The following is a 25,227-nucleotide window of genomic DNA, read 5'->3' on the forward strand; positions in this document are numbered from 1 at the left end:
TCAAAATGAATATCGGAGATGTCGCAAACCGATCTGGATTACCAGCCAAGACAATCCGCTACTATGAGGATATCGGATTGGTAACGCCGTTGCGCAGCGCCAATGGCTATCGCAGCTTTCGTGACCGCGACGTACACAAGTTGGCATTCTTGGGACGAGCCCGAGCACTCGGATTTAGCATTGAAGATTGCCGGAATCTGCTGAAGCTCTACGAGGACGATGATCGCAGCAGCGCTGAGGTCAAGCAGATCGCCGAAGAGCATCTTGATCAGATTGACGGGAAAATAAACGAGTTGACAGAAATGCGCGCAACGCTGGCGCGCCTGGTGGATGCTTGCGCGGGAGATCACCGACCCAACTGCCCCATCTTGGCCGATCTTGCAAAAACACCGGAGGAAATCGCATTGCTGAACGAGACCAGTTAGGACGGGCAGGCGGGTATAGATTTGGCTGCTGGGGCCGATCGACGCGACCAAGACGTACGAGTCATGCGCCAAAGGGAAGGTAACAAGCGGCGCAAGAACGCATATGACCGCATCCGCGCTTTTGTCACCATATATGCCGCCGCAAACCAACCAAACAAAGCCTGATCCTAGATCCCGAGGATTTCCAATATCCTCAGGACCGGCAAAGGCATTTGTCTGTATGACTTGGATCAGGCATGAACAGAGGGTTCACTTCGTAAGTGAGTCCTGAGCTCCCTCCATATCATCTACGAGGCGCCCCCGAGAATTGGACCTCCAGCAGACAGTTTAGTCCAACGAAATACGGTGAGAAAGAAATGCACCCTGGTGCAAATTTGCAATTTCCTTCAATCATTTCGGTTTGCGAAAAACTGGTAAATGAATGTCGGTTATGGAAGGCAGAGCCTAATGAAATAACGCGAAATCTGAACATGTGAGCCTTGCGAAAAAGCTAGCTCTCCGCGGTGTCGCCGCATAAAATCATGCTTTTAAGATTGTTTCGTAGCCCCCAGCCAGGGAGGATCGTTTCTTTGCACCATCCTAAGCTGATCGGCTTGGCCAATGGATGTAGTTATCAGTGAACTTCATCAGAATGCCTCTCCGGTCTGTTGTAAATGGCGAAAGTGACGGAGGAAGATGATGCCCATATTCTCAGAATACAGAGCCAAATTGTACGAGTACGCGCTCAAACAGCCGCGATACGACCTGGCTAACGTCACAACAACACCGCCACACCTCATGCAGATGATCTGCGAGCGATCTGGTCGTAAAACGCAGCTCACGAATGCTGACATTGTCGACAACTTGGCACCGACATTTGACGAAGCTCGTAAGCTCGATGTGCTGCGTGCGAGCGCGCTCAGGCATGCGCTGGATCTCTTAGACGAAGGCCAGGACCGCATTCACAAGAGCTCTCTGGTGCCGGAGGTTACTGACTTCATTTACGACAAACTGCCGGGTGGGCAGCCCATGTACTACTTCAACCTCTGGGACGTGATCAAAGCTCTGCGGCCTACCGCTGTTGAAGCTCGTGAAGCTGAAAAGCCAGCTCTTGAGCTGAAGCAAGAATGGCAGGGCTTTCTGAACAGCCTGACACCGCCACTGTCTTCTGATGGCACTGAATGGAACGATGAAGACCTGGATTTTTGATATGAAACGACGTTCAGATGAAATCGACCCGGTGAAGTTCCCTCAGCTGTTTTACTTGTTGTGGTACAAAACGGACGTCATCACACCCTGGCACGCGCTTGAAGCGTACAAACGCCAATGGCGCTTTGTGAACTATGAAATGATGCACAACGATGAACGCTTGCTGCTCATCGAGCTGATTGACGAATTATCGTGTGGTGTTTTTGAACCATGGTTTGATGAACAAGGACATGATCGGCGCCCGGTCACCATTGAGATGAAGATGATGACTTACGAAGAGTTGATGGAAGATCGAACCGAGTTCATCGGTCCGCCACAACCGTCAAAATTTCAAGTCAAGCTGACGGCTGCGGAAGAGCAGAAGCTTCAAGAATTTGCTGATCGCATGGTCTCCTATCAAATGGCAAAAAGATCAGATGGCACAAGCTCAGACTGACATATGTATGACAGCTGGTGGTTGCATTTAACGGGCGTCGATTTCCTTAACAAATGAAACCGTTAGCAGAATTTGACCGGCTCTCGGTTGATCGGGTCGAGGGAGTGATAACACATTGTCGTTCATTTCTTGTCTGGTCGTTGTGGGTCGTCAGCGGCATGTCACTTCTCGCAGCGGACATTCATAGTCGGGAGTATGATTGTCCGTTGTGCGGGACGAAGCCGACCTTTCGCTGCGGCTGCGCCAATGGCTGCTTTCGGTGAGGGGCAAGCCGCGTTACAGGCATACTCCGCCGTATACTGAGGAAAGGGCGCTGACTGACCCGTCTTCGGTTTCCCAATGAATTCGCCAGATTAGTGAGCATGGGAACCCTCGCTTTTCGAAGACGGCAAGGCTGTTTTCTGTATTCACGGAGAACCCTTGCTCGTTCAAACGAGCTGCTAGGTCATCCACCGCGAGAGGTAGTGGGAATGCTGCTTTAACTCGACTACCAAACTCCTCATCAGCTTCGGCAAAATTACTCGGAAGGTCTCGTGCAATCTCTGGCGGCCTTGGAAGCGGCGGAAAAAGAAGCCAGTAACCACCAACTGCAATCACCGCAACTAAAGCGGCTCCCCAAGAAAGAACTCTTCTTCGCATTTCCGAATCCTGTCACTGATATGCTCCGAACGCTAGCAGACATTGAATGGCTGCGCAGCATAGGTGAATCTGGGCTCCTTCGACACCTTCGCTGCGGAAAGTACGGATGGCGGGTTCGGGATACTAAGCCCTTTCGCTGCGCAGTGATCGGACTCGAAAGGCGCGGACGAAGCCGATGTCCATCAGATCGTCACAAATGTCTGCTTTCTGGTGGACCATCCGCGATCTTTACAGATGGCGACAGAATTGACGCAACAAGCAAGGTCAATCTATGAATGTCGTTAGAAAAAGCGTCCTTGTAACATGAGAAACTAGCAGGTTCTGAGAGGCCGCTTTAGAGAGGGAAACATGAACCTGTTCCGAAAAATACTCTTTTTGATCGTCCCGCTCCTCGTTTGGACAAATGCGTCGCTGGCCCAGGACATGTCGCCTCTCGAAAGCCTCCAGCCAAAGGTTGAGGAGGCTCGCGCTGCTGTGAAGGCGGTAGCCCAAGAGATTAAAGCTGACCTCGTTGCTCTGATACCATCCGCTCCTGGCTGGAAATGTGAGGAAAACAATAGGTCAGCGACGACTGAAGTTTTCGAACTCATTCCGAGCGTGCATGTCCATTGCGAGCATGAAGAGCAGTCGCTTGATGCTCATTTGCTCGTCGATCCGTCGACTTCCACCGTTTTCTGCACGTCGATTACTCATAATCAACAAGGCATCGAAGAGGGTAGGATTAAACCCAATCTGTTCCGATTTTTTGAAGGCGGGGCATGGCAAGTACAGCGAGCAGGGGTGAGTATTCATGGGTGCGCGTCTGACGTGCTTGCATTCACTGCTGATGGAAATCGGTCTGAAGCCTCAATTGCAAATGGGCCAGCTTCAATAGATGCATTCGCGCAGGCCCTTTTGTCTTCCGAGTCCGAGGAAGTTGTAGTTCAAGCACGTGAACACGCGGAGGCAATCAATGAGCTGTTGGCGCTTCTTGACGATCAATCGCGACAATTCGCCAACATGATTGAGACATCGCCGAACGCCGAAATGAAGGTCGTTCTGCCTTCCGATGCTTTGCGTATGGGGATGACTCTTCCCATGGTGATCCGCTCTAGTCCAAGCGCAAGTACCACCTTCGAAATTGACGGTTGCAGATTGAGCATAGAAATATCTGCATCGCCTGTCGGCCTCCATGAAGCAAAGAACACTGGCCTTCGTTGGGCATCGCCGAGATCAGCTGACGGCACAATGCGCGGCGCATACATCACTCGCAATACAGAGCGTCTGAAAGGCCGTGTGAGTCAGAGTGGAACAAGTATCGAAGTTCTTGTAGATGACCTAGTACTTGTAAGAGTTGTGACTCCGGGCAACCGTCTTTGCGCCAGCGATCCGGAAATCGTTCGTAGAACGTTCGATGAAATACTTGCAAAGAATCCCTCGACTGTTGTGATGCCCTAGCGCAGACCCTCTGGGGTGACTGAAGTCAGTGTTGAGAACGTGCAGTCCGCAAAGCGAGAGACTGAGCAATTCCATAAAGCCGACATTCGTTCGCGCTGCAGCATCCGGTACTTTGGGCTCACAGCCGACCTTCGCCGCACGTTGCATGAAATGCTGCTTTACGGAATGGGGTTGCTGCTCTTTTAGAGCCTGAATAACTCTCGTAATGGAGTGAGCATGCAGTCTGGTTTGTCCATACGCGATATTGAGCGCATCCATTGGATGTCGCTGGCTCATCGCCTTCCTGAAGGCGGGGTAAAAGCTAAGTTTCAAGATAGTGATTCTTGTGTTGATCATTTCGAGGCAGTGCGGTGGCAGTCCGGGGTGTTCTGCCCGCGGTGCGATGCACAAGATATCGCACCGAAAAGTGCGCGAAAAACATATCGCTGCCGAAAATGTGCCTACCATTTTTCCGCGACAGCCGGAACTTTTGCACATGGCGCGAACAAAAAACTGCTCACATATTTCTTAGCTGCCGAGGACATCATAAAACGCAAAGCAACGATGAGCAGCTTCGACATCATCGGGGCGCATGATTTCAAAGATCGCCATGGATTGGCCTATGAAACTGCGCGCCGTATTCTCAAATTGTTGACGGATGAACTTCTGCTTGAAGATGGTGGTCACATTGGCCGCTGCATCTGCTCAGAGGCAATCAACCTACCACCAAATATTGAGTTGGGTGGACGTGATCATTTCTTCTGGCTGCTTGAAGCCCTTCAGACACACGGTACCGGTCAGTCAGGCATTTGAACAAAGTAGACAGTCCGTCCACATCTCGTTTCTGCTGACCTATTCCCAGATTTAAAGCCTCACCATAGGTATCGGTCAAAGGATGTTCATGTCTGATGTGAATGCGAAAACGAACTAAGCTTTGAAAATCGGAGGCACCTGTGTGTTTGAGGTTTTAATAGCAGTCAAGATTTTCGCTAAGTACATGAATTGAATATAAAAAATGACTCGACTCAACGATGCGAAAGTGCATTTTGAGCCTGTCTTGAAATGAACGGTCCTTTATGGGCCATGATCAGATCTCCAGTCACGGAGACGTAAACAAATACTGCGTCGTGTACGTGGCGTGACGAAGTGATGGCCCTTGGGCCCAGACGTTGATTGCTACACCGAAAAGGTCCTCGAGGCCCTTTGGAAAGTAAGTCCTGTTCATCACTTCATAAATAAAAATAACCGCCCAGGATCTTGATGGCGCGGACCAGTGGAGACGTGCCCGATGGGTGACGAGACAAAATATCAAGCGGCGATCCCGAGGTCAATAAGTGGTAACCGAGGTGCAAGGTGTTTGCCCGGCAGACAACCCAAATGTGGTGTTTGTCGCATTGCGTACGGGCGCTGCGAGGCCATGGGAAAACGCTCTGAAGGAAGTTCATTCGGCGGCCGCCACGGTGCTGGAGGCACAGGGTTATGAGCGCAGCCAGAAAGCACTTGATGCTGACGCCGGCGAAGAGCCGCGCTGTCCGCAAGATTCCAAAATCTTCAAAAGGCCATTTCGTCGGTGAGTTTGTCTATAACAATATCAATGGCAAACCTCAGCGCATTGGATTTGCCAGCTACACGGAATTCAAGACGGCGATCTGCCTAATTTATCGCGACGACTTTGCCGATATCGAAGAGCAGTTGGCATCACTGCCATTTAGCCATCCCAGAGGCACCTCGAGTGAGCATTTCTTCGATTTTAGATTCACTACAAAGGGTGGTCAAAGAATTTGCATCTCTGTTAAACCGGAACGGATTGCCACAACTTATGCCTACCAAGCAACGATCGGCGCTGTGAAGAGTGCCGCGATTGGCAATATTTGCGATGCAGTGGCGACTGTTACGGAACGCAACATCAGCCCGGTCGAGCTGCATAATGCAGAACTCTTTCACGCCGCCCGCCAACCAGAACCTGAAATCGATAAGATCGTCACAGAGGGCCTGTCTCGGCTTGACGCAACGATTTCAATCAGTGAATTCCTTGCAAGTGTAGGACTCGGTGGGCGCGGTTTCTTCAGCGTAGCTCGGGCCATTCGCTTCGGTCACGCACGGCTGTTCGCCCCCGAGAAGATCCGTGGAAAGACGCTCATTGAGCGTGGAGAGGCTGCATAATGGCGGCCCCCTTCCAGAAAAAGGTCAAAGTCCTTTTGGAGAAGGACTGTGAGTTTGCCATTGGTGTGCGGTCAGGCAGAGTCCTCGAGCTGCGCGATGAAGGTTATCTGATTTTCTGGGACGAGTGGACAAATCCGGATACAGGCGAGTGCCACGCCTCAGACTGTGGTGTGATGTCCTATGACGCGATCGTCACGGAGAACAAATTCGGCACCCTGAAAATACTGAGGCGCCCGCGCGCCCATGCACACGATCCGAAGACGCACATCCGACGTGTTGAAAGACTAGCCCGGGAAGTCGCTAGACAGCGATTTAGAAAAGAATACGTACTGGCTATTCAGGAAATGCTTGATACCGGAATGTTGCGTCCTGTGCGCGACGATTTCGACGACAAAATCATTGACATCGTCGCGCATGGTAAATTTCGTTATGACAAATATCTCGCTGGGCTCGCAATCCGCGATAGCAAGCGCGGGGGCACGCGATCTCAAAGGTCTAAGAAAGAACGCGAGAAAGCTATTGATTTTCACCACGGCTTCAAATGCGGACACACGATGTGGAAGTGGTATTGGCTATGGCGTGATCATGGCGATGATGGCCTGTTCGACAATTATCGAAACTGCGGGAAGTACCAGCGTTATGACGACGCCACCCGTGCCACGATTGTAAGCATCATACTCGAGCTGCTGGATGAAGAGCGACCCACGGTAAAGTCGGTGGTCGAAAGCGTCCAAGCGTGGATTGATGCTGAAAACGAACGGCGTGAGCGCCAGCCTATCCCAGAAGCCAAAATGCCACGGCCGGGCTATGACTATGTACTTAAACTGATCAAGGAAAATGCGCCGCTTGATCATAAGATACGGAAGCATGGCTGGGACAAGGCATATAATCATTTCCACGGCCTTGGCGTCGGGATCGAGACATCTCGTGCATTGCAACGTGTCGAAATCGACGAGTATACCGTTGATCTCTTCGTACTCATGCAATGCACCAAACTATTCAAGCATTTGCCTAGATCGATCAAAGATATACTTGGCCTAGACGGGGCTGCGCGGCGGGTGACGCTATCTGCGGCAATTGACGTACATACACGCTGCCTGCTTGCACTTCAGATTGTGCCAGCTGGCACTGAAAGTCCGCTGCGTCACACCTTAGAAATGATCTACTCGGATAAGAATTCGATCGCGGACGCGGCCGGCGCCAAGTTCGACTGGCCAATGTCTGGCGCTCCCGAAATGGTCGTGTTGGACCGTGGCCCGGGATACGTCACCGACGATGCCTACGAAATTCTGAGCAGCCTCGGGATTACCAACATGGGCGCACCTGCGGGCAAGCCTTGGTTGAAGCCGTTCATTGAACGCGTCTTTCGCACCATCCACAGCGATCTATTGGTTCGCTTTTCTGGACGTGCCTTCAGCAACGTGGTCGAACGTGCAGATAACGATCCCGCTGAGCGCGCAACGCTGACATTGGAGGCTTTTTTGGGCTGGCTGACACGTTGGACGGTCGATGCCTATCACACCAAAAAACATGAGGGGCTTGGCATGTCGCCGAGACAGGCTTGGGAGAAGGCGATCAATGAATGCCATCCCCGTTCCCTGACAAGCGACGAAATGCGTGAAGTTTTCGGGGTTCCCGGTCGCCGGAAGCTGAGCCGCAATGGTCTTCGTATCTGTCACATCGACTATCAGATTGACGCTCTTCTGGAGAAGTTCGTGGACACCGAGGTGGAGCACTTTGAGTTCCTCCGTTGGGATGGAGACATCGGTACCATCAGCGCCCGCTGTGACGACGGACCCTGGTTCACTGTCACGGCTAAAGACGAAAGGTGGATCGGCAAGACCGACACAGACTTGCTCGAATGGCTTGATGAACAAGAAGGTGAAGACCCTGAAGAACGGCGCGCTCGGCGCGACTTTCTCTTGGATGTGACCGCTGAGTCCGTCCGGCTGAAACGGCTAAAAGGGCTGATATCTCTCCCCAAGACACCTGCCGAGCTACGCAAGGACGTTGAAAGGTTCATCCGTCACGCTGACACGGCAGAGCGGCGTCACAAAGCTGGACCCTATCGCGGTCTACTTGATGATCGGGACAGCGGTACTGATCAGGTTTCACGTAATAGGGCCGAACCAAAAGCGAATTTGGCGAGCCATTTAGACGACGGCAACCCCGAATATGACGACGATTCAATGGAGTAAAAATGAACGAAATGAAGAATAACATCCCGGTCTCTTTGACCGAAAAATTAGCTTGGCTGGACCAAAGATATTGGAAATTTGGAGTTGAACGCGATTTTGAAGACAGTCTGATCGACATCTTTAAGATGGATGATGACGGCCAAAGGACAGCTGAACCGCATCATGATCCGCTAACCGATGAAACTAAGGGGCTAATGGTCCTTGGTCAATCAGGGAACGGTAAGACCGCGTTGTTGAAACGGGCCCTCCGGGTGGACCCTGTCTTGACCGAATTCAAAGTCAATGAGGGTGGCAATGCACTCTACATCGCGGTCCCGCCTGAGGCGACAATCAAGAAACTGGGGGAGATTATTCTGGCGAAGACCGGCTATGAGAAAGTAAACCCAAAGCTGCGTGCCGCGGATTCCTGGGAGATGGCAAGGCATCGCTTTGGTCTCGTCGGCATCAAAGCACTGATCATTGATGAGTGTCACCACATTTTTCGCGCTGGTGCAGGACGAGACAGGCCCGCCGCCATTCAGGCGCTGAAACATATCGTGCAATCCGAGCACAGGGTGGCCCTAATTATCGCGGGTGTTCCGAGCTTGAGAACAGCGATCATGTCAGAAGAAAGTGGGGAGACCTTCCGTCGTTTCAGTGAGTACACTCTGAGCAAAATTCGCCCCGGCTCTCGTAGCGCTGCAACCTTTGGTAAGAACTTTATGAAATGTGCTGGGGTTATGGGGGTAAAGGTCGCAGAAGAGGATGCGATTGCCGAGCGTATCTTGTTTGCTGAGCAGGGTCAGATCGGAAAAAGCGTGGCTTTGGGCAAGGACATCTTACGCGCCGCACTGATGCGAAAACAGGACGCCATCACTTTGGCCGCTGCCGAACGTGTTTACCGTAAATCGAACTCGGGTCTCGATGTGACCCCATTCGATGGGGGCGATTGGGATGCTGTGAGGACAGAATTAACGGCGATCGGTTGGGGGCAGTCATGACCCTCTGGCCAAGCCTTAATTTTGATCGAGATGAAACATTGCTGTCGTATGCAGACCGGTTGTCGATGATGCACACAGGCTGCGGTATGGAGCGTCTGGTCAAAGATCTTGGGATTAATATTGAGCATTTTACATCCGGACGCGAGGACGCGGTCTCAGCCTTTGCAGGGGCCACGGGATTGCACCAAGTCGAAGCCCACAAGGCGGCCATTCGTGTCTTGCAGCGCGGAGCTTCATTTCGTGGAGAGCCGGTCTCCAAGAACTTTCTGAGCCCACGCGTGGCCCGGTGCTGCCCTGTCTGCTTGGAGGAAGACGGAGACATTGCTGATCGGCGGTTTCGGGTGATCTGGGGCTTTCGCCATGTGGCCCGCTGCGACCTGCATTCGTTGTGGCTGGAGGACGTCCCGTTTCGCGGAGAAACCAGTGTCCGTCGCGCAACTGGGCAGCATAGGATTGAGGCGCGGCGCCCAGCGACGCCTGAAATTCCTGAGTACCTGAGCTGGTTGCGTGCGCGTCTGACATCTGGGTTTCCTGATGAAAGTAAATGGCTTGAAGGCCAATCACTGGAGCAGGTTCTCGGCGCATCAGAGATGCTCGGCGCAGTTCTGCAACATGGACATAAGGTTGCGTTGAAGAACCTCTCTTCGGCGCAGATGGAAGAGGCGACAGATATCGGTTTTTCGATCTATGTCGACGGCCGCGGCGCTGTAGAAGAAGCACTCGACACAATACGTGCGCAGTCACCAGCTACGGCGGTGCAGGCAGGTCCACTGGCCCACTATGGCAAGCTTTATGACTGGCTCGACCGACGGAGCAATTCCATTGACCCCGGTCCAATCCGTGACATTCTTCGGGACCATATCGTCAAGAACACCGCCGTTGAGCCTGGTACAATGTTGCTTGGTTTGGAAATCTCTGAACGGAAGTTTCATACGCTGTATAGCCTGTCCTTTGCAGTCGGCATTCGTCGCCCTCGTCTTGCCCGCCTCCTAAAAAAGCTTGGTTTGATACCTGAGGACGCGACCGAAATCGATGCCGGAAACATGATCTTCGAGGCAGAGAAGACAGTTCCCCTGATTGAAGCGTTCAAGAGCGCGATTCCGCTTCACGATGTGCCCACATATCTAGGTGCATCGAAGGGGCAGGTCGAAACGCTCTATAGGATCGGTGCAATCCTTCCGTTAGTTCCGAGGACTGAGCGGGGTTCTGTTCGCAATGTGGTTTTCGGCAAAAAACACCTGGATGATATCCTGACACGCATCAGTGATTTACCTGTCCTTGAAGATTTGTCCTCAGACACGCTTCACCAGTTATCTTATGCAAGTCAGCGAGGGGCAGGGCGGTTCGAGCTGCTTTTTCAGAACATTCTGGACGGAAAAAGCCCAGGGTTTCGGCATCCAGAAAGGACAGGAATTTCGTCCATCTATGTCGATGTCAGCGCCTTGATCGCCAGCAGATAATCTGCCTGATTTTCCAAAAAACCGCGTTGTTCTAAGCTCGCTTTGGCGGGCTTTTTTGTTGGGTTTTTATCTTCGATCGCGAAATCTTTGCCCGATTTTCGCGGGATCTTTGCTCCTATTCAGAATTTGAAGAAATTAAGGTATTGTAAAGTAAGGGAAAATTTTGAAACATCGAGACAACTTTGCCCCGATTTTCAAGCGATATCACATGCTCTGAAGACAACAGTATCAGGTGGTTGAACAAGCAGTCATCCGCCCAGAAATGCGCGCGCCGAGGCTTCAAATTCGCGTGGTTTTTCGGCATGCAGCCAATGTCCGGCCTGCGGGATCTTTGCGTGCTTCGCGTTTGGGAACAGCTCTTTGATCGTAGCTCGATAGTCTGGCAGGACATAGTCGGACGTCGCCCCAGACAGAAACAAGGTAGGACCGGAAAATAGCCCGTGAACGTCAGGGAAACCGACAATCAGGTCCATATCACGCTCTAGCACATCCAGGTTCAGACGCCATTCGCGTGCCTTGACATCCAGTGATTGCAACAGGAAAGCCCGCACCGAAGCTTCATCGACTGCATGTGCCAACTGTCTGTCGGCATCTGCGCGCGTTTCGACCTGTGACAGGTCAATGCTGCGCATGGCTGTGATCATGGACTGCTGGCTGTGCGAATAGACGACGGGGGCGATATCCGCGATCAGAAGTCGACGTACCATTTCGGGTTGAGACAACGCAAAGACCATCGCTGCTTTACCGCCCATTGAATGACCGATGAGATCTGCCGTGCCGCCCAGCGTGGCAACCACTTCGGCAAGATCGGTGGCAAGGTCGGGATAACTATGACTGTCGATCCAAGGGCTTGAGCCGTGATTTCGCATATCCACACCGACCACGCGGCGGGTATCTGACATGCGCTTTGCAATGACACCCCAGTTCCGCGCCGAGCCGAATAGGCCATGTGCGATCAGAACCGGCGGCTGCACCGTGTCGGTGCCGTATGTCTGTAATTCAAGCATGGGGTTTGATAGCTTGGCAACAGTCGCGCTTGAACCCCTTTTTATTCCGTTCAACTCTATCGCATACACGGACGTTGCCGATAAGGTGGCGGCGAAGAGGGATAGAGTAAGGCGAACCCGACGTGGATATACGCGCGCGGACAGATCGGCTGGCCCAACTGCTGGAACAGCGGTTGGATATTCGCGGCACTGGGTTTGAAACCAAACTGCGCCGCGCTGGACGGTTGTTGCCACGTCATTTGCGCCGCGACGGTGCCAGGCTGGTTGAAGCAATGAAGCTGTCAGATCATCCACGTTTGGGCCGACAAGTGGACCCAAAACAGCTTGAGAAATCCGCAGATGCGATCGAACGCTACTTGCTTAGCCTAGACGCATGGGATCGGCGGAGGGGCATTGCGGTGAGTTTTTCAGCCAGTGTCTTGTTGAATCTTCTAATTTTGATCGCTTTGGTCGCAGGAATTCTTCTTTGGCGAGGACTGCTTTGATCCCAACTGCCGAACCGCCACGTAAGGTAGGATAAATGAAAGCCCCCAGGCCAAGGCCGGGGCTTTCACCTTTGGTTGTGTCGAAAATATATAAGTGTTGCCGGCTAGTCAGCGTTCCTTACAAATTCGGATACATCGGGAACTTGGCACAAAGAACTGCGACTTTGGCTCTCACTGCGCTTTCAACTTCAGCGTTGCCCTCTTCCCCGTTCGCGGCCAGACCGTCGACAACTTCGACGATCAGGTCTGCGATCTCGCGGAACTCTGATTCGCCAAATCCGCGGGTGGTGCCGGCCGGTGTACCCAGACGAATACCCGATGTCACCGTGGGTTTCTCCGGATCAAACGGAATGCCGTTCTTGTTGCAGGTGATATGTGCGCGACCAAGAGCCTTGTCGACGATGTTACCGGTTACACCTTTGGGGCGCAGGTCAACCAGCATCACATGGGTGTCGGTGCCACCGGTGACGATGTCCAGACCACCCTTCATCAACTGATCCGCCAGTGCCACAGCGTTGGCGCGAACTTGCTTTTGATAGGTCTTGAATTCGGGGCGCAGGGCTTCACCGAAGGCCACTGCCTTCGCGGCAATCACATGCATCAGAGGGCCGCCCTGAATGCCAGGGAAAATGGCCGAGTTGATTTTCTTGGCCAAATCCTCGCGGTTGGTCAGGATCATGCCGCCACGCGGGCCGCGCAGTGTTTTGTGGGTCGTGGTGGTCGCCACATCGGCATAGGGGAAGGGCGAGGGGTGCTCGCCCGCTGCAACCAGTCCCGCAAAGTGGGCCATGTCGACCATAAGGAAGGCACCAACCGAATCCGCGATTTCGCGGAACTTGGCGAAGTCGATCTGGCGCGGAATGGCCGAACCACCCGCAATGATCAGCTTGGGCTTGTGCTCGGTCGCCAGCGCTTGGATTTCATCATAGTCGATCAGGTTGTCTTGTTTGCGCACGCCATATTGCACGGCATTAAACCACTTGCCTGACTGGTTAGGCGCGGCGCCGTGGGTCAGATGTCCGCCGGAAGCAAGGTTCATGCCAAGGATCGTGTCGCCCGGCTGGATCATCGCCATGAACGCCCCTTGGTTGGCCTGCGACCCTGAATTGGGCTGCACATTGACGAACTCACAGCCAAACAACTGTTTGGCGCGATCAATCGCCAAATTTTCGGCCACGTCGACATATTGACAGCCGCCATAGTAGCGGCGTCCCGGATAGCCTTCGGCATATTTGTTAGTCAAAACGGTGCCTTGCGCCTCCATCACAGCGGCGGACACGATGTTTTCCGAGGCAATCAACTCGATCTCGTCGCGCTGGCGGCCCAGTTCATCAGTGATCGAGCGATAAAGCTCGGGATCGCGAGAGGCGAGGGATTCGGTGAAGAAACCTTGGTCACGGGTGGCAGTCATGCGCGTATTCCTTGGATTGGAAGCAAGATGTCCGGATTTCCTATCGGAAACAAGCTGGATCGCAAAGACCGGAAAGCGACATGGCTGCGGAAAGACGCGGCAATTTCTGGCACTTTGCGGAAACATGTGTTTCTTTCGGAAACCAAGGGACACGCATGGGAAACCCAAACATGAGCCAAAACATCGCTTTCGTCGCAAGCAATGCGAAAATTGCAGAGACCGCGAAAGAGGAACTGGTGGCCCGCTACGGCAACAAGAATGTGAAAGACGCAGATGTCATCGTAGCGCTCGGGGGCGATGGTTTCATGTTGCAGACCCTGCACGATACCCAAGAACTGACAGCTCCGGTGTATGGGATGAACTGCGGAACGGTCGGGTTTTTGATGAATGAATACTCGCCCGACGATCTTGTCGAACGCCTGATCGCCGCCGAAGAAGAGGTGATCAATCCGCTTGCCATGCGGGCGGAAGGGGTGAATGGCAGCGTTCACAAAGCACTTGCGATCAACGAAGTCAGCCTGCTTCGCGCGGGTCCACAGGCAGCGAAGTTGCAAATCAGCGTCGATGGCCGGGTGCGACTGCCAGAATTGGTGTGCGACGGGGCGCTGCTTTGTACGGCCGCCGGTTCAACCGCTTATAACTACTCTGCCCATGGTCCAATACTGCCCATCGGGTCCGATGTGTTGGCGCTGACGGCAATGGCTGCCTTTCGACCGCGAAGATGGCGTGGTGCCTTGCTTCCGAAGAATGCAGTGGTGCGGTTTGATGTCATGGAGCATGAGAAGCGGCCGGTGATGGCCGACGCAGATGGCCGATCTGTTCGCGATGTGGTTTCGGTGGAAATCAAATCGGACAATGAAATCGCACACCGTATCCTTTTCGATCCGGGGCACGGGTTAGAAGAACGCCTGATCCGCGAACAATTCGTCTGATCGTTTGCGTCACTCTCGCATCCAGTTTTCCCGTTTGCGATAGATCGTTGATGGCGACAGGTCCAACACCTGTGCAGCCCGCGGGATAGAGCCTCCTTGTGCACGGATCGTTTCCTCGATGACGATGCGCTCGATTTCAGCCAAAGGTCGACCCAACAAGCCCGTATCGACCAACGTTTGTTGTGACCCCGCGTGGCTGTCAGGATCGGGCAGCCCGGCCAGAAGATCGACCGGCAGCATGTCGGCTGTGACCATATCTCCATCATGGTGCAACACGATATTCCATATGACATTGATCAGTTGGCGAATATTGCCCGGCCAGCGATGTGATATCAGTATATCGGCGGCGTGGGGCGTGAAGCCGCGAAACCCACGTCCTTCCTTTCGAGCGGTCTCGACCAGTTTTGTATTGGCAATGGCCAAAATATCTTCGCCGCGATCTCGCAATGCTGGTAGCGAGATTGGCACGACGTGCAGCCGGTAATAAAGATCCTCGCGAAGCCGCCCAGCGTCAATTTCTGAACGGGCGTCTTCGGAGCTTGCGCAAATGATACGCGCATCGACCTTTGTCGCTTCAAGATCGCCAAGTGGCGCGATTTCACCTCTTTCGACGAATCGCATCAATTGCTCTTGTACCCGCAGATCTGTCCGCGCGATTTCGTCTAGGAACAAGGTTCCACCATCTGCGGTGCTGGCGAGGCCTTGTGCGCCGTTGCGACTGTCGGAAAAGACCTGCCGCGTTAGGGTGTCGGGTTCAAGTCGGGCGCAGTCGACGACCACAAAAGGGCCAGCGGCGCGTCTGCTTTCCGCATGAAGCGCGCGGGCTAGAACCTCTTTTCCGGTGCCGGTTTCGCCGTGGATATAGATCGGGGCATCCGACGTGGCGATGGTGTCTAACGCATGCAAGACAGGCTTCATAGACAAATCGGACAGAACCATGCCGTGCCTTATCCAATGAGGCTCTTCCCTCTCGGTGTGGGCAGAGCCGGACTTGCGCGCATTGATGCCACGTTTCGGTGGTTTGGGGGCTGCTGATGCTGCGCTAAGGCGTGTTCGGCCACCGCCGATTTTCTGAAGCAATTGGCCAACGGTTTTTTCCAGTCGGGTAGGCGTGAATGGCACAAAAAGACAATCCATAGCCCCGATTCGCATAGCGTCGGCTGCATCGTTGATTTGGTTGCTTTGGGACACGACGATGATCGCCTGCTTGTCGTCTCGCTTCATCAATTCACGGATCAGGGGCAGAACGCTGCGCCCATTTACATCAAGGGGCAGAAGGGCAATATCGACGATGTCATCCTTGACGATGCTCCGCGCTTCCGCGATCGAGTTTGCATACCTGACATCGCAATCCAACGTTTCAAAAACCGCAGAGGGGAAAAGCTCGTCAATTACGGGTGGGGCCAAAGCCATCACGACAGGGGGGCACCTGTCGGTTTTGGCATTGAACGATCTGGTGGCGCTGGGTTTTCCCCGATCTTCTGTCGCCATCTCTCCCCCTGTTCAGTTTTGCAAGTTTGCATACCTCAATTGGTTCTAGCCATCCCGTTGCCGAAAGGCCAAAAAAAACTCATCCAACGCTTGGTTGGATGAGCTATGCAGTGCTAAAATCCCAATCTATTCGGCGTATCCAAGGCTTTGTAATGCCTCTTGGATTTCTTCCAATATGGCGGGATCGTCAATTGTTGCGGGCATCTTGTAATCCTTACCATCCGCGATCGAGACCATGGTGGCGCGCAGAATTTTACCCGACCGTGTTTTCGGCAGACGATCCACCACGATACACAGTTTGAAGGCTGCCACCGGGCCGATTTTTTCACGCACCAGCTTGACGCATTCGGCGGTCACTTCTTCTTCAGCCCGGTCAGTGCCAGCGTTCAGGCAGATCATACCCAGAGGCAACTGACCTTTCAGCTGGTCGGTGACGCCGATCACTGCGCATTCGGCCACATCGGGATGCGAGGCCAAGACCTCTTCCATCCCGCCGGTGGACAGGCGGTGACCAGCCACGTTGATCACGTCATCGGTGCGGGCCATGATGTAAAGATATCCGTCTTCGTCTTTGTAGCCGGCATCCCCTGTTTCATAGTAGCCGGGGAAGGTGCTCAGATAGCTGGATTTAAACCGGTCTTCCGCATTCCACAGGGTGGGCAGCGTGCCAGGCGGGAGGGGGAGTTTGATGGCGATGGCACCCAATTCGCCTGCGGCCACCGGATGACCTCCCTCATCCAGAATTTGTACATCATATCCCGGCATCGGCACAGATGGCGAGCCAAGTTTGACGGGCAGTTCTTCGATCCCAAGCGGATTGGCCGCAATCGCAAAACCCGTTTCTGTCTGCCACCAGTGGTCGATCACCGGTACCTTCAACTGAGCTTGCGCCCATGAGATGGTGTCGGGATCCGCACGTTCCCCAGCCAGATAGACCTGTTTCAAGCAAGAGAGATCGTATTTCTTCACAAACTCACCCTTGGGGTCTTCGCGTTTTACCGCGCGGAAGGCGGTGGGGGCAGTGAAGAAGGATTTCACGTTGTGTTCGGAAATCACCCGCCAGAATGTGCCGGCGTCAGGTGTACCGACCGGCTTTCCTTCAAAAACAATGGTCGTGTTTCCGTGGATCAGCGGGCCGTAGGTGATGTAGCTGTGCCCAACAACCCAGCCCACATCAGATGCCGCCCAGAACACATCGCCGGGATCGACATTATACAGGTTCTTCATCGTCCAATTCAGAGCCACAAGATGCCCGCCGGTGTGGCGGATAACGCCCTTCGGCTGGCCGGTGGTGCCAGAGGTATAAAGGATATAGGCAGGATGGTTGCCTTCGACGGGCAGACAATCGGCGGGATCGGCAGCCTTCTCCAACTGAACCCAGTCGAAATCACGCCCGTCTATCAGGTCGGCAACCGCTTCTTCACGCTGCAGAATGACCGTGAAGTCAGGCTTGTGCTTGGCAATGTCGATCGCCTCGTCCAGAAGCGGTTTATAGGCAATGACACGGCCCGGCTCGATCCCACACGAGGCTGCGACGATCGCCTTGGGTTTCGCATCGTCGATCCGCACCGCCAGCTCGGTCGAGGCAAATCCGCCGAACACGACCGAATGCACGGCGCCAATGCGGGTGACGGCGAGCATCGCAATCAAGGCTTCGGGCACCATCGGCATATAGATGATGACGCGGTCACCCTTTTCGATGCCCTTGGATTTCAGCGCGCCCGCCAGTGCAGCCACGCGGATCTGCAGCTCGGCATATGTGATCTTTGCCTGACGCCCGGTAATCGGGCTGTCATATATGATCGCCACTTGATCGCCGCGCCCACCTTCGACATGCCGGTCGACCGCATTATAGCATGTGTTCACCATGCCGTCTGAAAACCATTCGTAAAGCGGGGCGTTTTCGTCGAAAAGCGCTTTCGAGGGCGACTTGTCCCAAGTTATGGCTTTGGCGGCGTCCATCCAGAATGTTTCCGGGTCCGACTGCCACGCAGCGTAAACATCTTTGTATGCCATGGTGCACTTCCTCCAGTTTCCCTTGGTATGAAGTGTTACGCCCCCAGCTATCGTTAGGGCAAGCACGGCGTATCGCAGTGCGACGGATTAACCGGGAAAATTTGCAATCGGATGAGAAACAGATTGCAAATTTTTGCAAACCACTGCGAAACAAGCACCCGAAATTTGAAAAAGATGGAGTTTGCAAAACTGCAAACTCCACCTTGCAAAGATTAGCAGCCCTGAGTCGCTTCAGCCGTACTTCGCGACAGGGGTGCCAGCAACCGCCGACATGTTCAAAAGACCTCGGGCCGTGATCGACGGCGTAACAATATGGGCGCGGTTGCCCATCCCCATTAGGATCGGTCCGACCTCCAATCCACCGCCTTTCACCTTCAAGGTGTTACGCACGGCGCTTGCTGCATCCGCGTTGGTGAACACTAACGTGTTCGCAGGCCCATCAAATCGGGCATCGGGGAAGATATGCTGACGCACATCCATGTCCAAGGCCGCATCAACATGCATCTCGCCCTCATACGCGAAATCGCGTGGACGGCTGTCTAGAATCTCCAGCGCGCCGCGGGCGCGTTGGCCGCTGTCGCCGTCGTGATTGCCGAACTGGGAATAAGAACACAGCGCGATTTTCGGCTCGACACCAAAGCGACGGACATGGCGTGCTGCGGCACAAACCGACTCGGAAATTTGCTCCGAAGTCGGCGTGTTGTGAACATGCGTGTCTGCGATGAATAGTGGGCCGTCTTGCAAGATCATCAGGCTGAGCGCCCCAACTGGATGCAGTTTCTCGGTGCCCAGGATCTGTTTGATATAGTTTAGGTGCCAAAGATATTGCCCGAACGTGCCGGCAATCATGCTGTCGGCCTGTTCCAGATGAACCATGATCGCAGCAATGGCGGTGGTATTTGTGCGCATGATTGCCTTGGCAAGATCGGGCGTTGTGCCCTTGCGCGCCATGATCTGATGATATGCACCCCAATAATCGCGATAACGGTCATCGCGTTCGGGGTTTACGATCTGGAAGTCCTTACCGGGCGTGATCGACAGACCGGCCCGCTCGCAGCGCTGGGCAATAACGTCCGGTCGCCCGATCAGGATCGGGGCATCGGTGGTTTCTTCCAACATCGCGTTAGCAGTCCGAAGCACCCGTTCGTCTTCGCCCTCGGCAAAGACAATGCGTCGCTCGGCAGTGGCGGCGGCCTCAAAGACTGGGCGCATGATCAGGGCCGAGCGGAATACGGACCCGTCCAATGTCTTTTTATAGGCGGCGATATCGTCAACCGGTCGGGTGGCAACGCCGCTGTCCATCGCGGCTTTGGCAACGGCGCTTGCCACGACACCCATTAGGCGCGGATCAAACGGTTTCGGGATCAAATAATCCTCGCCAAAGCTCAGTTGTTCACCTTTGTATGCCGCAGCCGCTTCGGCTGATGTGGTGGCGCGGGCCAGTGCTGCGATACCCTCGATGCACCCAAGCTGCATTGCGTCGTTGATCTCGGTTGCGCCAACATCCAGCGCACCGCGGAAAATGAATGGAAAACACAGGACATTGTTGACCTGATTGGGAAAATCCGAACGCCCGGTAGCGATGATAGCGTCGGGTGCGACGGCCCGCACGTCGTCCGGCATGATCTCGGGTGTCGGGTTTGCCAGCGCGAAGACGATCGGCCGCTTTGCCATCTTGGCAACCATTTCCTGCTTCAATACGCCGGGGCCGGACAGGCCCAGAAACAGATCTGCCCCGTCGATCACTTCACCTAATGTGGCCGGGCTCGTGCCCTGCGCATATGCCGCCTTCTGAGGCGTCATTTCGGTCTCGCGGCCTTCGTAAATCAGCCCTTCAATGTCGCACAACCAGACATTCTCGCGCTTTACACCGAGCTTCAGAAGCATGTTCAGGCAGGCAATTCCAGCCGCCCCACCGCCCGTCGAGACGACTTTGATCTGATCAAAGGATTTGCCCGTGACGCGTAGCGCATTGGTGGCCGCCGCCCCAACAACGATGGCGGTACCGTGTTGATCGTCGTGGAACACAGGGATGTTCATCCGCTCGCGACAAATTTGTTCAACGATAAAACAATCGGGCGCTTTGATGTCTTCAAGATTGATCGCGCCGAAGCTGGGTTCCATTGCGCAAACGATCTCGGCAAGCTTCTCGGGATCGTTTTCGTTCAGTTCGATGTCGAAGCAATCAATGTTGGCGAACTTCTTGAACAGTACCGCTTTGCCTTCCATAACCGGCTTCGATGCAAGCGCACCAATATTGCCCAATCCCAGCACGGCAGACCCATTTGATACCACGGCCACCAGATTGCCTCGTGCGGTATAACGGCTTGCTGCAGAGGGATCGTTCTTGATTTCGATACAGGCTTCGGCGACCCCCGGTGAATATGCCAGACTTAGATCGCGCCCGTTTGCCATGGGTTTGGTGGCGCGGATCTCCAGCTTCCCTGGTTTCGGAAACTCATGATAATCCAACGCGCGTTTTCGGGGGTAATTGTCGTCGCTCACGGTGTCCTCCAGTAAGAAGTTTAGCTTTAAACTATCTCCAGGGTCGCCTTACTACAGGCAGATGCGCGCAATCAAGACTGCTTGCGCAATCATAGGTTAGCGCAGGTATTAGCTGGCACGTCAACTCGGCAAGGTTTGGCCTTGCATCCGACGTCGCGCCGCGCCACCTTTAATAGATGTCATTGCCATCACTGTTCAGGAGGTCCGATGTCGCTGTTGGATGCTGCCAAGACCGCTCGTGAAAATGCCTATGCTCCGTATTCGAACTTCAAGGTCGGTGCGGCGCTGCGTTGTGCATCCGGGGCGGTATATTCGGGCTGCAACGTCGAAAACGTGGCCTATCCCGAAGGTACTTGCGCCGAGGCTGGTGCCATCGCTGCAATGATCGTAGGAGGAGACCACAAAGTAGTCGAAGCTGTTGTGATCGCTGATGCCCCATTGCCTGTCACACCCTGCGGTGGCTGCCGCCAGAAACTGGCTGAGTTTGCGGATGCAGATGCCACCATCACCATGATGACACTGGGCGGCGAAAGCCTGACCATGACCATGGCGGAGCTGTTGCCGGGGGCTTTCGGCACCGAGCATATGGAGAACACATGACACGCGTCTTCCTGATCGTTTTGGACAGTGCCGGATGTGGTGGCGCACCCGACGCCCATTTGTTTTTCAACGACAAAACAGTCCCTGATACCGGAGCTAACACGCTGGCGCACATCGCGCAGGCCTGCGCGGAAGGTCGGGCCGAAGACGGGCGATCCGGTCCGTTAAAGATGCCCAATCTCGATGGATTAGGACTGGGCGCTGCGATCCGATTGTCCTCGGGCGCCGATACGCCGGGGCTGGAGGCCAAGCCGCAAGGCCTTTGGGGCGCGGCCGAGGAGATATCAAAGGGCAAAGACACCCCATCCGGACATTGGGAAATCGCGGGTGTGCCCGTGCCGTGGGAATGGGGATATTTCCCGGACGCGCAGCCAGCCTTTCCGGAAGACCTGACGCGCAAGATCTGCAAAATCGCAGGTGTGGACGGCATTCTTGGCAACAAGCACGCGTCGGGCACCGCGATCCTTGACGAGTTGGGGGCCGAGCATGTCCGGACGGGCTGGCCCATCGTCTATACCTCGGTCGACAGCGTGATCCAGATCGCCGCGCACGAGGAGACCTTTGGTCTTGACCGGTTGATTGGCCTCTGTGCCGCCATCGCACCCGACGTACATAAGATGCAGGTTGGGCGTGCTATTGCACGTCCTTTTATTGGATCAGAGGCCGAGGGTTTCAAGCGCACAACCAACCGCCGCGATTTTGCGATAACACCACCCAGCCCGACCCTGTGTGACTGGGTGCAAGACGCTGGCCGCAAGGTTCATGCAATTGGTAAGATTGGCGACATATTCGCCCATCGTGGGATTGATACCCTCAAAAAGGGTGCTGACGCCGAACTGATGGAACATTTGGTCGCGTCGATGGACACAGCCCATGATGGCGATCTGGTCTTTGCCAATTTTGTCGAATTTGATTCCCAGTACGGCCATCGTCGTGATGTATCGGGCTATGCTCGGGCATTGGAATGGTTCGATGCCGAGTTGCCACGCCTGTTTGAAAAAATGCGCGAGGGTGACTTGCTAGTTTTCACCGCTGATCACGGCAATGATCCGACTTGGGTCGGCACAGACCACACCCGTGAACGCGTTCCCGTAATCGGAACTGGGTTGGGTTTTAAGGAAATTGGCATTTGCGGTTTCTCTGACATTGGGGCATCAGTCGCGGCACATCTGGGACTGGACGCCCGCGGGGCAGGGAAATCGTTTCTATGAGTTACAAAGAAGTACCGAAGGTTGAACTGCACACACATATAGAAGGTGCTGCTCCACCCGATTTCATACGGGGCTTGGCGAAAGAAAAAAGTGTCGATCTGTCCGGCATATTCGCGGATGATGGAGGCTATGCCTATCGCGATTTCTGGCACTTTCTTGAAGTGTATGAAGCGGCCACTTCGGTTCTGAAAACTCCGAGCGACTATGCGCGGTTGACCCGCGCGGTACTGGAAAACTGTGCCGAGGCTGGTGTGGTGTATCTTGAAACTTTTATCTCGCCGGATTTTTGTGGTGGGCGGGATGTAGGGGCCTGGCGCGACTATCTTGCCGCCATTCAGGATGCTGCGGCAGAAGCCGAGCGTGACGCGGGGATTACCCTGCGTGGCATCGTCACAGCTGTGCGCCACTTCGGACCAGATGCGGCGCGTGAAGCAGCGCGCTGTGCTCAGGAAACAGCAGGCGGATTTATCACTGGGTTCGGTATGGGCGGTGACGAGAAATTTGGCAAGCAAGGCGATGTCGCCTACGCGTTCGACATGGCGCGCGAAGCGGGTCTGAAGCTGACGACCCACGCGGGCGAATGGAACGGCCCGGACGAAGTGCGTGCTGCTTTGGATGACCTGAAAGTCGAAAGGATCGGTCACGGGGTGCGCGCGATCGAGGATCTGAAACTGGTGGATCGCCTGATCGAAGATGGCATTACGCTAGAAGTTTGCCCCGGCTCGAACGTGTTTCTTGGCGTCTATCCCGACCTTGCTGCACACCCAATCGCGATGCTGCGCGACCAGGGCGTAAAGGTCACAGTGTCCACCGACGATCCGCCGTTTTTCCGTACCGATATGGTGCAAGAGTATGAAAATCTGTCACACCAGTTTGGCTGGAACGAGGCAGATTTCAAAGCCCTGAACCTGACCGCCATCGAGGCGGCATTTTGTGATGATGCGACGCGTGACCGTGTGCGCAAGATATTGGAGACCCAAGATGTATGAACATCTGACCGTCGTTAAACACCCGTTGATCCAGCACAAACTGACTCTGATGCGCGACGAGGCAACGCCGACCAATCATTTTCGCCAACTTCTGCGCGAAATCAGCCAGCTTTTGGCTTATGAAGTGACACGCGAATTGCCGATGGATACCCAGCGGATCAAGACGCCGATGCAGGAAATGGACGCGCCCGTTCTGGCGGGGCGTAAGTTGGCGCTCGTGTCGATCCTGCGGGCTGGCAACGGTTTGTTGGATGGGGTTCTGGAACTGATCCCTTCAGCCCGTGTTGGATTTGTTGGGCTTTACCGCGACGAAGAAACGCTGGAACCGGTGCAGTACTATTTCAAAGTCCCAGAGGCGCTGGAAGACCGCCTGGTCATTGCGGTTGACCCGATGCTGGCCACTGGCAACAGCTCGGCCGCGGCGATTGATCTGCTGAAAAAGGCCGGTGCGCGCGATATTCGTTTCATGTGTCTTCTGGCAGCCCCGGAAGGTGTGGCCCGGATGAAAGAAGCGCACCCGGATGTGCCGATCATCACCGCAGCGCTGGACGAGAAGCTGAATGACAAAGGGTATATTGTGCCCGGTCTTGGTGACGCGGGCGACCGGATGTTCGGGACGAAATAAAGACAGCGTCGGTCGAGTCGGCTATTCGCCACAGATGCCCTGCAGACGCACCCAATTTGCGTCTGTCAGCAAGGGTGTGGCGTCTGCTAACTGTACTGGATCAGCCTCAATCAGTTCCAGTGTTGTTTCCCCGGTAAGGTCCAGCGCATAGGCATAAGGGGTTGAACGCACCCCTGCCTTCTCAAATCGTGCCAGCAATGCAGCATGGCTCAGCGGGGCCGGGGGGGCTGTCAGCAAACCCTCAGCATAGCTGTCGATCACGCTGTCAGGCAGATCGCCCGTCGTCAAAAGCTGGGCTGTCGCCTTGAATCCAGCATGTTCCAACAAAGCTTTCATCGGGTCGGTGTTCTGGCGGCGCATATCCTCGGCCAGAAGGAACCCGGCGACGACGTCTGGTTCTTCAAAGTCTTCGATCAAGGCACGGTTCAGAAGCGTGATGTGACCCGGCAGATGTGTCGCGGTCTGGACCCCGCCGGACAAGACGATCACGCGAGTCGGTGATGCGTTTAGAACGCGATTTTTCAAGCGATCCAGCGCGCCCTGCCCATTGCGCCCATCACATTGTTGCCCAGCCACCCGGCCGATCCGGTTTAATATACGTTGGCCGATGGCATCCCGTGTTGGGTCCGGCACGACGGATACTGTGTAGTTGCGCAGCGCATTGGGCATCCAAAACACACCAAGCGCAAGCAGAAGGCAGAAGAAACCAGCGGTAATCCAATGGCGCAGGCGGCCCGGATGGGGGCGGCGGCGTTCTATGACTTTGCGCACTTTCTCGATCGCGCGGATCATTGTGTCGTCGTCAATCTCCAGCTCTTCGGTCGCATCGTCGCCCGGTGAAAACATGGCCGGACGCTCGGTTGGGTTCATTCGAATAATGGCGGGCAGCGACCAGTGGGTCAGGGCGGAGTCATGCGCGTCAGAGATGGTCAATGTGGCGTCACCAAGGGACACGATCACATCCCGGCGCTGAGCCTCGGGATCGGCGCGCCATAACCCGGCTGCCTCCAGCCGTTGATATTTTTTGAGGGCCGTCATGTGCGGGACGGG

General features: G+C 54.6%; 21 protein-coding genes. 15 read left to right on the plus strand and 6 right to left on the minus strand.

The annotated features are described in order from the left end of the window. Positions 1–5: 5 nt before the first annotated feature. The 9 genes from cueR to MWU51_RS02415 all read left to right on the plus strand — a co-directional run bounded on the left by cueR (position 6) and on the right by MWU51_RS02415 (position 10,905). Positions 6–425: a Cu(I)-responsive transcriptional regulator gene (gene cueR, locus MWU51_RS02375; protein ID WP_247038660.1), complete on the plus strand. Its 420-nt coding sequence runs from the start codon at positions 6–8 to the stop codon at positions 423–425. 675 nt (positions 426–1,100) lie between these two features. Continuing rightward, positions 1,101–1,613: a hypothetical protein gene (locus MWU51_RS02380; protein WP_247034233.1), complete on the plus strand. Its 513-nt coding sequence runs from the start codon at positions 1,101–1,103 to the stop codon at positions 1,611–1,613. Then, positions 1,594–2,049 (plus strand): hypothetical protein, encoded by a 456-nt coding sequence (locus MWU51_RS02385; RefSeq protein WP_247034235.1) that lies wholly within the window; start codon positions 1,594–1,596, stop codon positions 2,047–2,049. The genes MWU51_RS02380 and MWU51_RS02385 overlap by 20 nt, the downstream gene beginning before the upstream one ends. A gap of 987 nt (positions 2,050–3,036) precedes the next feature. After that, positions 3,037–4,125: a hypothetical protein gene (locus tag MWU51_RS02390; protein ID WP_247034237.1), complete on the plus strand. Its 1,089-nt coding sequence runs from the start codon at positions 3,037–3,039 to the stop codon at positions 4,123–4,125. 216 nt (positions 4,126–4,341) lie between these two features. Further along, positions 4,342–4,917, plus strand: a complete 576-nt coding sequence (locus MWU51_RS02395) for a transposase (RefSeq protein ID WP_247034239.1) — start codon at positions 4,342–4,344, stop codon at positions 4,915–4,917. A gap of 666 nt (positions 4,918–5,583) precedes the next feature. Beyond that, the gene (locus MWU51_RS02400; protein ID WP_247034242.1) at positions 5,584–6,267 is read left to right on the plus strand and encodes a hypothetical protein; all 684 of its coding nucleotides are present in this window, start codon (positions 5,584–5,586) and stop codon (positions 6,265–6,267) included. Then, positions 6,267–8,465, plus strand: coding sequence for a hypothetical protein (locus MWU51_RS02405; RefSeq protein ID WP_247034244.1), 2,199 nt, complete (start codon positions 6,267–6,269; stop codon positions 8,463–8,465). Before MWU51_RS02400 ends, MWU51_RS02405 begins: the two co-directional genes overlap by 1 nt. Before the next feature lie 2 nt (positions 8,466–8,467). Then, positions 8,468–9,445 (plus strand): TniB family NTP-binding protein, encoded by a 978-nt coding sequence (locus MWU51_RS02410; RefSeq protein ID WP_247034246.1) that lies wholly within the window; start codon positions 8,468–8,470, stop codon positions 9,443–9,445. After that, a complete protein-coding gene (locus tag MWU51_RS02415) occupies positions 9,442–10,905 on the plus strand; it encodes a TniQ family protein (protein WP_281502633.1) in 1,464 nt (487 codons plus the stop codon). The genes MWU51_RS02410 and MWU51_RS02415 overlap by 4 nt, the downstream gene beginning before the upstream one ends. 248 nt (positions 10,906–11,153) lie before the next feature. On the opposite strand, the gene MWU51_RS02420 is transcribed toward MWU51_RS02415, so the two are convergent. Further along, the gene (locus MWU51_RS02420) at positions 11,154–11,912 is read right to left on the minus strand and encodes an alpha/beta fold hydrolase (protein WP_247034251.1); all 759 of its coding nucleotides are present in this window, start codon (positions 11,910–11,912) and stop codon (positions 11,154–11,156) included. Positions 11,913–12,034: 122 nt separating this feature from the next. Between MWU51_RS02420 and MWU51_RS02425 the strand changes: the two genes are divergently transcribed. After that, positions 12,035–12,397, plus strand: coding sequence for a hypothetical protein (locus MWU51_RS02425; RefSeq protein WP_247034253.1), 363 nt, complete (start codon positions 12,035–12,037; stop codon positions 12,395–12,397). 118 nt (positions 12,398–12,515) lie between these two features. Here the strand turns inward: MWU51_RS02425 and glyA are convergent, their stop codons facing one another. Further along, positions 12,516–13,808: a serine hydroxymethyltransferase gene (glyA, locus tag MWU51_RS02430; RefSeq protein ID WP_247034261.1), complete on the minus strand. Its 1,293-nt coding sequence runs from the start codon at positions 13,806–13,808 to the stop codon at positions 12,516–12,518. An 80-nt stretch (positions 13,809–13,888) separates the two neighbouring features. Here glyA and MWU51_RS02435 point away from each other — a divergent pair, with 80 nt between their 5' ends. Further along, positions 13,889–14,740, plus strand: coding sequence for an NAD kinase (locus tag MWU51_RS02435; protein ID WP_348646712.1), 852 nt, complete (start codon positions 13,889–13,891; stop codon positions 14,738–14,740). Positions 14,741–14,749: 9 nt separating this feature from the next. Here the strand turns inward: MWU51_RS02435 and MWU51_RS02440 are convergent, their stop codons facing one another. The 3 genes from MWU51_RS02440 to MWU51_RS02450 form a co-directional block, all read right to left on the minus strand. Then, a complete protein-coding gene (locus MWU51_RS02440; RefSeq protein WP_247034265.1) occupies positions 14,750–16,231 on the minus strand; it encodes a sigma-54 dependent transcriptional regulator in 1,482 nt (493 codons plus the stop codon). Positions 16,232–16,357: 126 nt separating this feature from the next. Continuing rightward, the gene (locus MWU51_RS02445; protein ID WP_247034267.1) at positions 16,358–18,247 is read right to left on the minus strand and encodes a propionyl-CoA synthetase; all 1,890 of its coding nucleotides are present in this window, start codon (positions 18,245–18,247) and stop codon (positions 16,358–16,360) included. A 231-nt stretch (positions 18,248–18,478) separates the two neighbouring features. Further along, entirely contained in the window at positions 18,479–20,752 is a 2,274-nt protein-coding gene (locus tag MWU51_RS02450) for an NADP-dependent malic enzyme (protein ID WP_247034269.1), read from the minus strand. Positions 20,753–20,893: 141 nt separating this feature from the next. On the opposite strand from MWU51_RS02450, the gene MWU51_RS02455 reads away from it, so the two are divergent. The 4 genes from MWU51_RS02455 to upp are packed head-to-tail and all read left to right on the plus strand — an operon-like array spanning position 20,894 to position 24,177. Continuing rightward, positions 20,894–21,352: a cytidine deaminase gene (locus MWU51_RS02455; protein WP_247034272.1), complete on the plus strand. Its 459-nt coding sequence runs from the start codon at positions 20,894–20,896 to the stop codon at positions 21,350–21,352. Then, positions 21,349–22,563: a phosphopentomutase gene (locus MWU51_RS02460; RefSeq protein ID WP_247034274.1), complete on the plus strand. Its 1,215-nt coding sequence runs from the start codon at positions 21,349–21,351 to the stop codon at positions 22,561–22,563. Before MWU51_RS02455 ends, MWU51_RS02460 begins: the two co-directional genes overlap by 4 nt. Then, entirely contained in the window at positions 22,560–23,552 is a 993-nt protein-coding gene (locus tag MWU51_RS02465) for an adenosine deaminase (protein WP_247034276.1), read from the plus strand. The genes MWU51_RS02460 and MWU51_RS02465 overlap by 4 nt, the downstream gene beginning before the upstream one ends. Then, positions 23,545–24,177, plus strand: coding sequence for a uracil phosphoribosyltransferase (upp, locus tag MWU51_RS02470; RefSeq protein ID WP_247034278.1), 633 nt, complete (start codon positions 23,545–23,547; stop codon positions 24,175–24,177). The genes MWU51_RS02465 and upp overlap by 8 nt, the downstream gene beginning before the upstream one ends. A gap of 21 nt (positions 24,178–24,198) precedes the next feature. On the opposite strand, the gene MWU51_RS02475 is transcribed toward upp, so the two are convergent. Further along, entirely contained in the window at positions 24,199–25,215 is a 1,017-nt protein-coding gene (locus MWU51_RS02475) for a hypothetical protein (protein WP_247034280.1), read from the minus strand. Positions 25,216–25,227: the final 12 nt, after the last annotated feature.

This window comes from Aliiroseovarius sp. F47248L (genome assembly GCF_023016085.1).
Taxonomy (GTDB): domain Bacteria; phylum Pseudomonadota; class Alphaproteobacteria; order Rhodobacterales; family Rhodobacteraceae; genus Aliiroseovarius.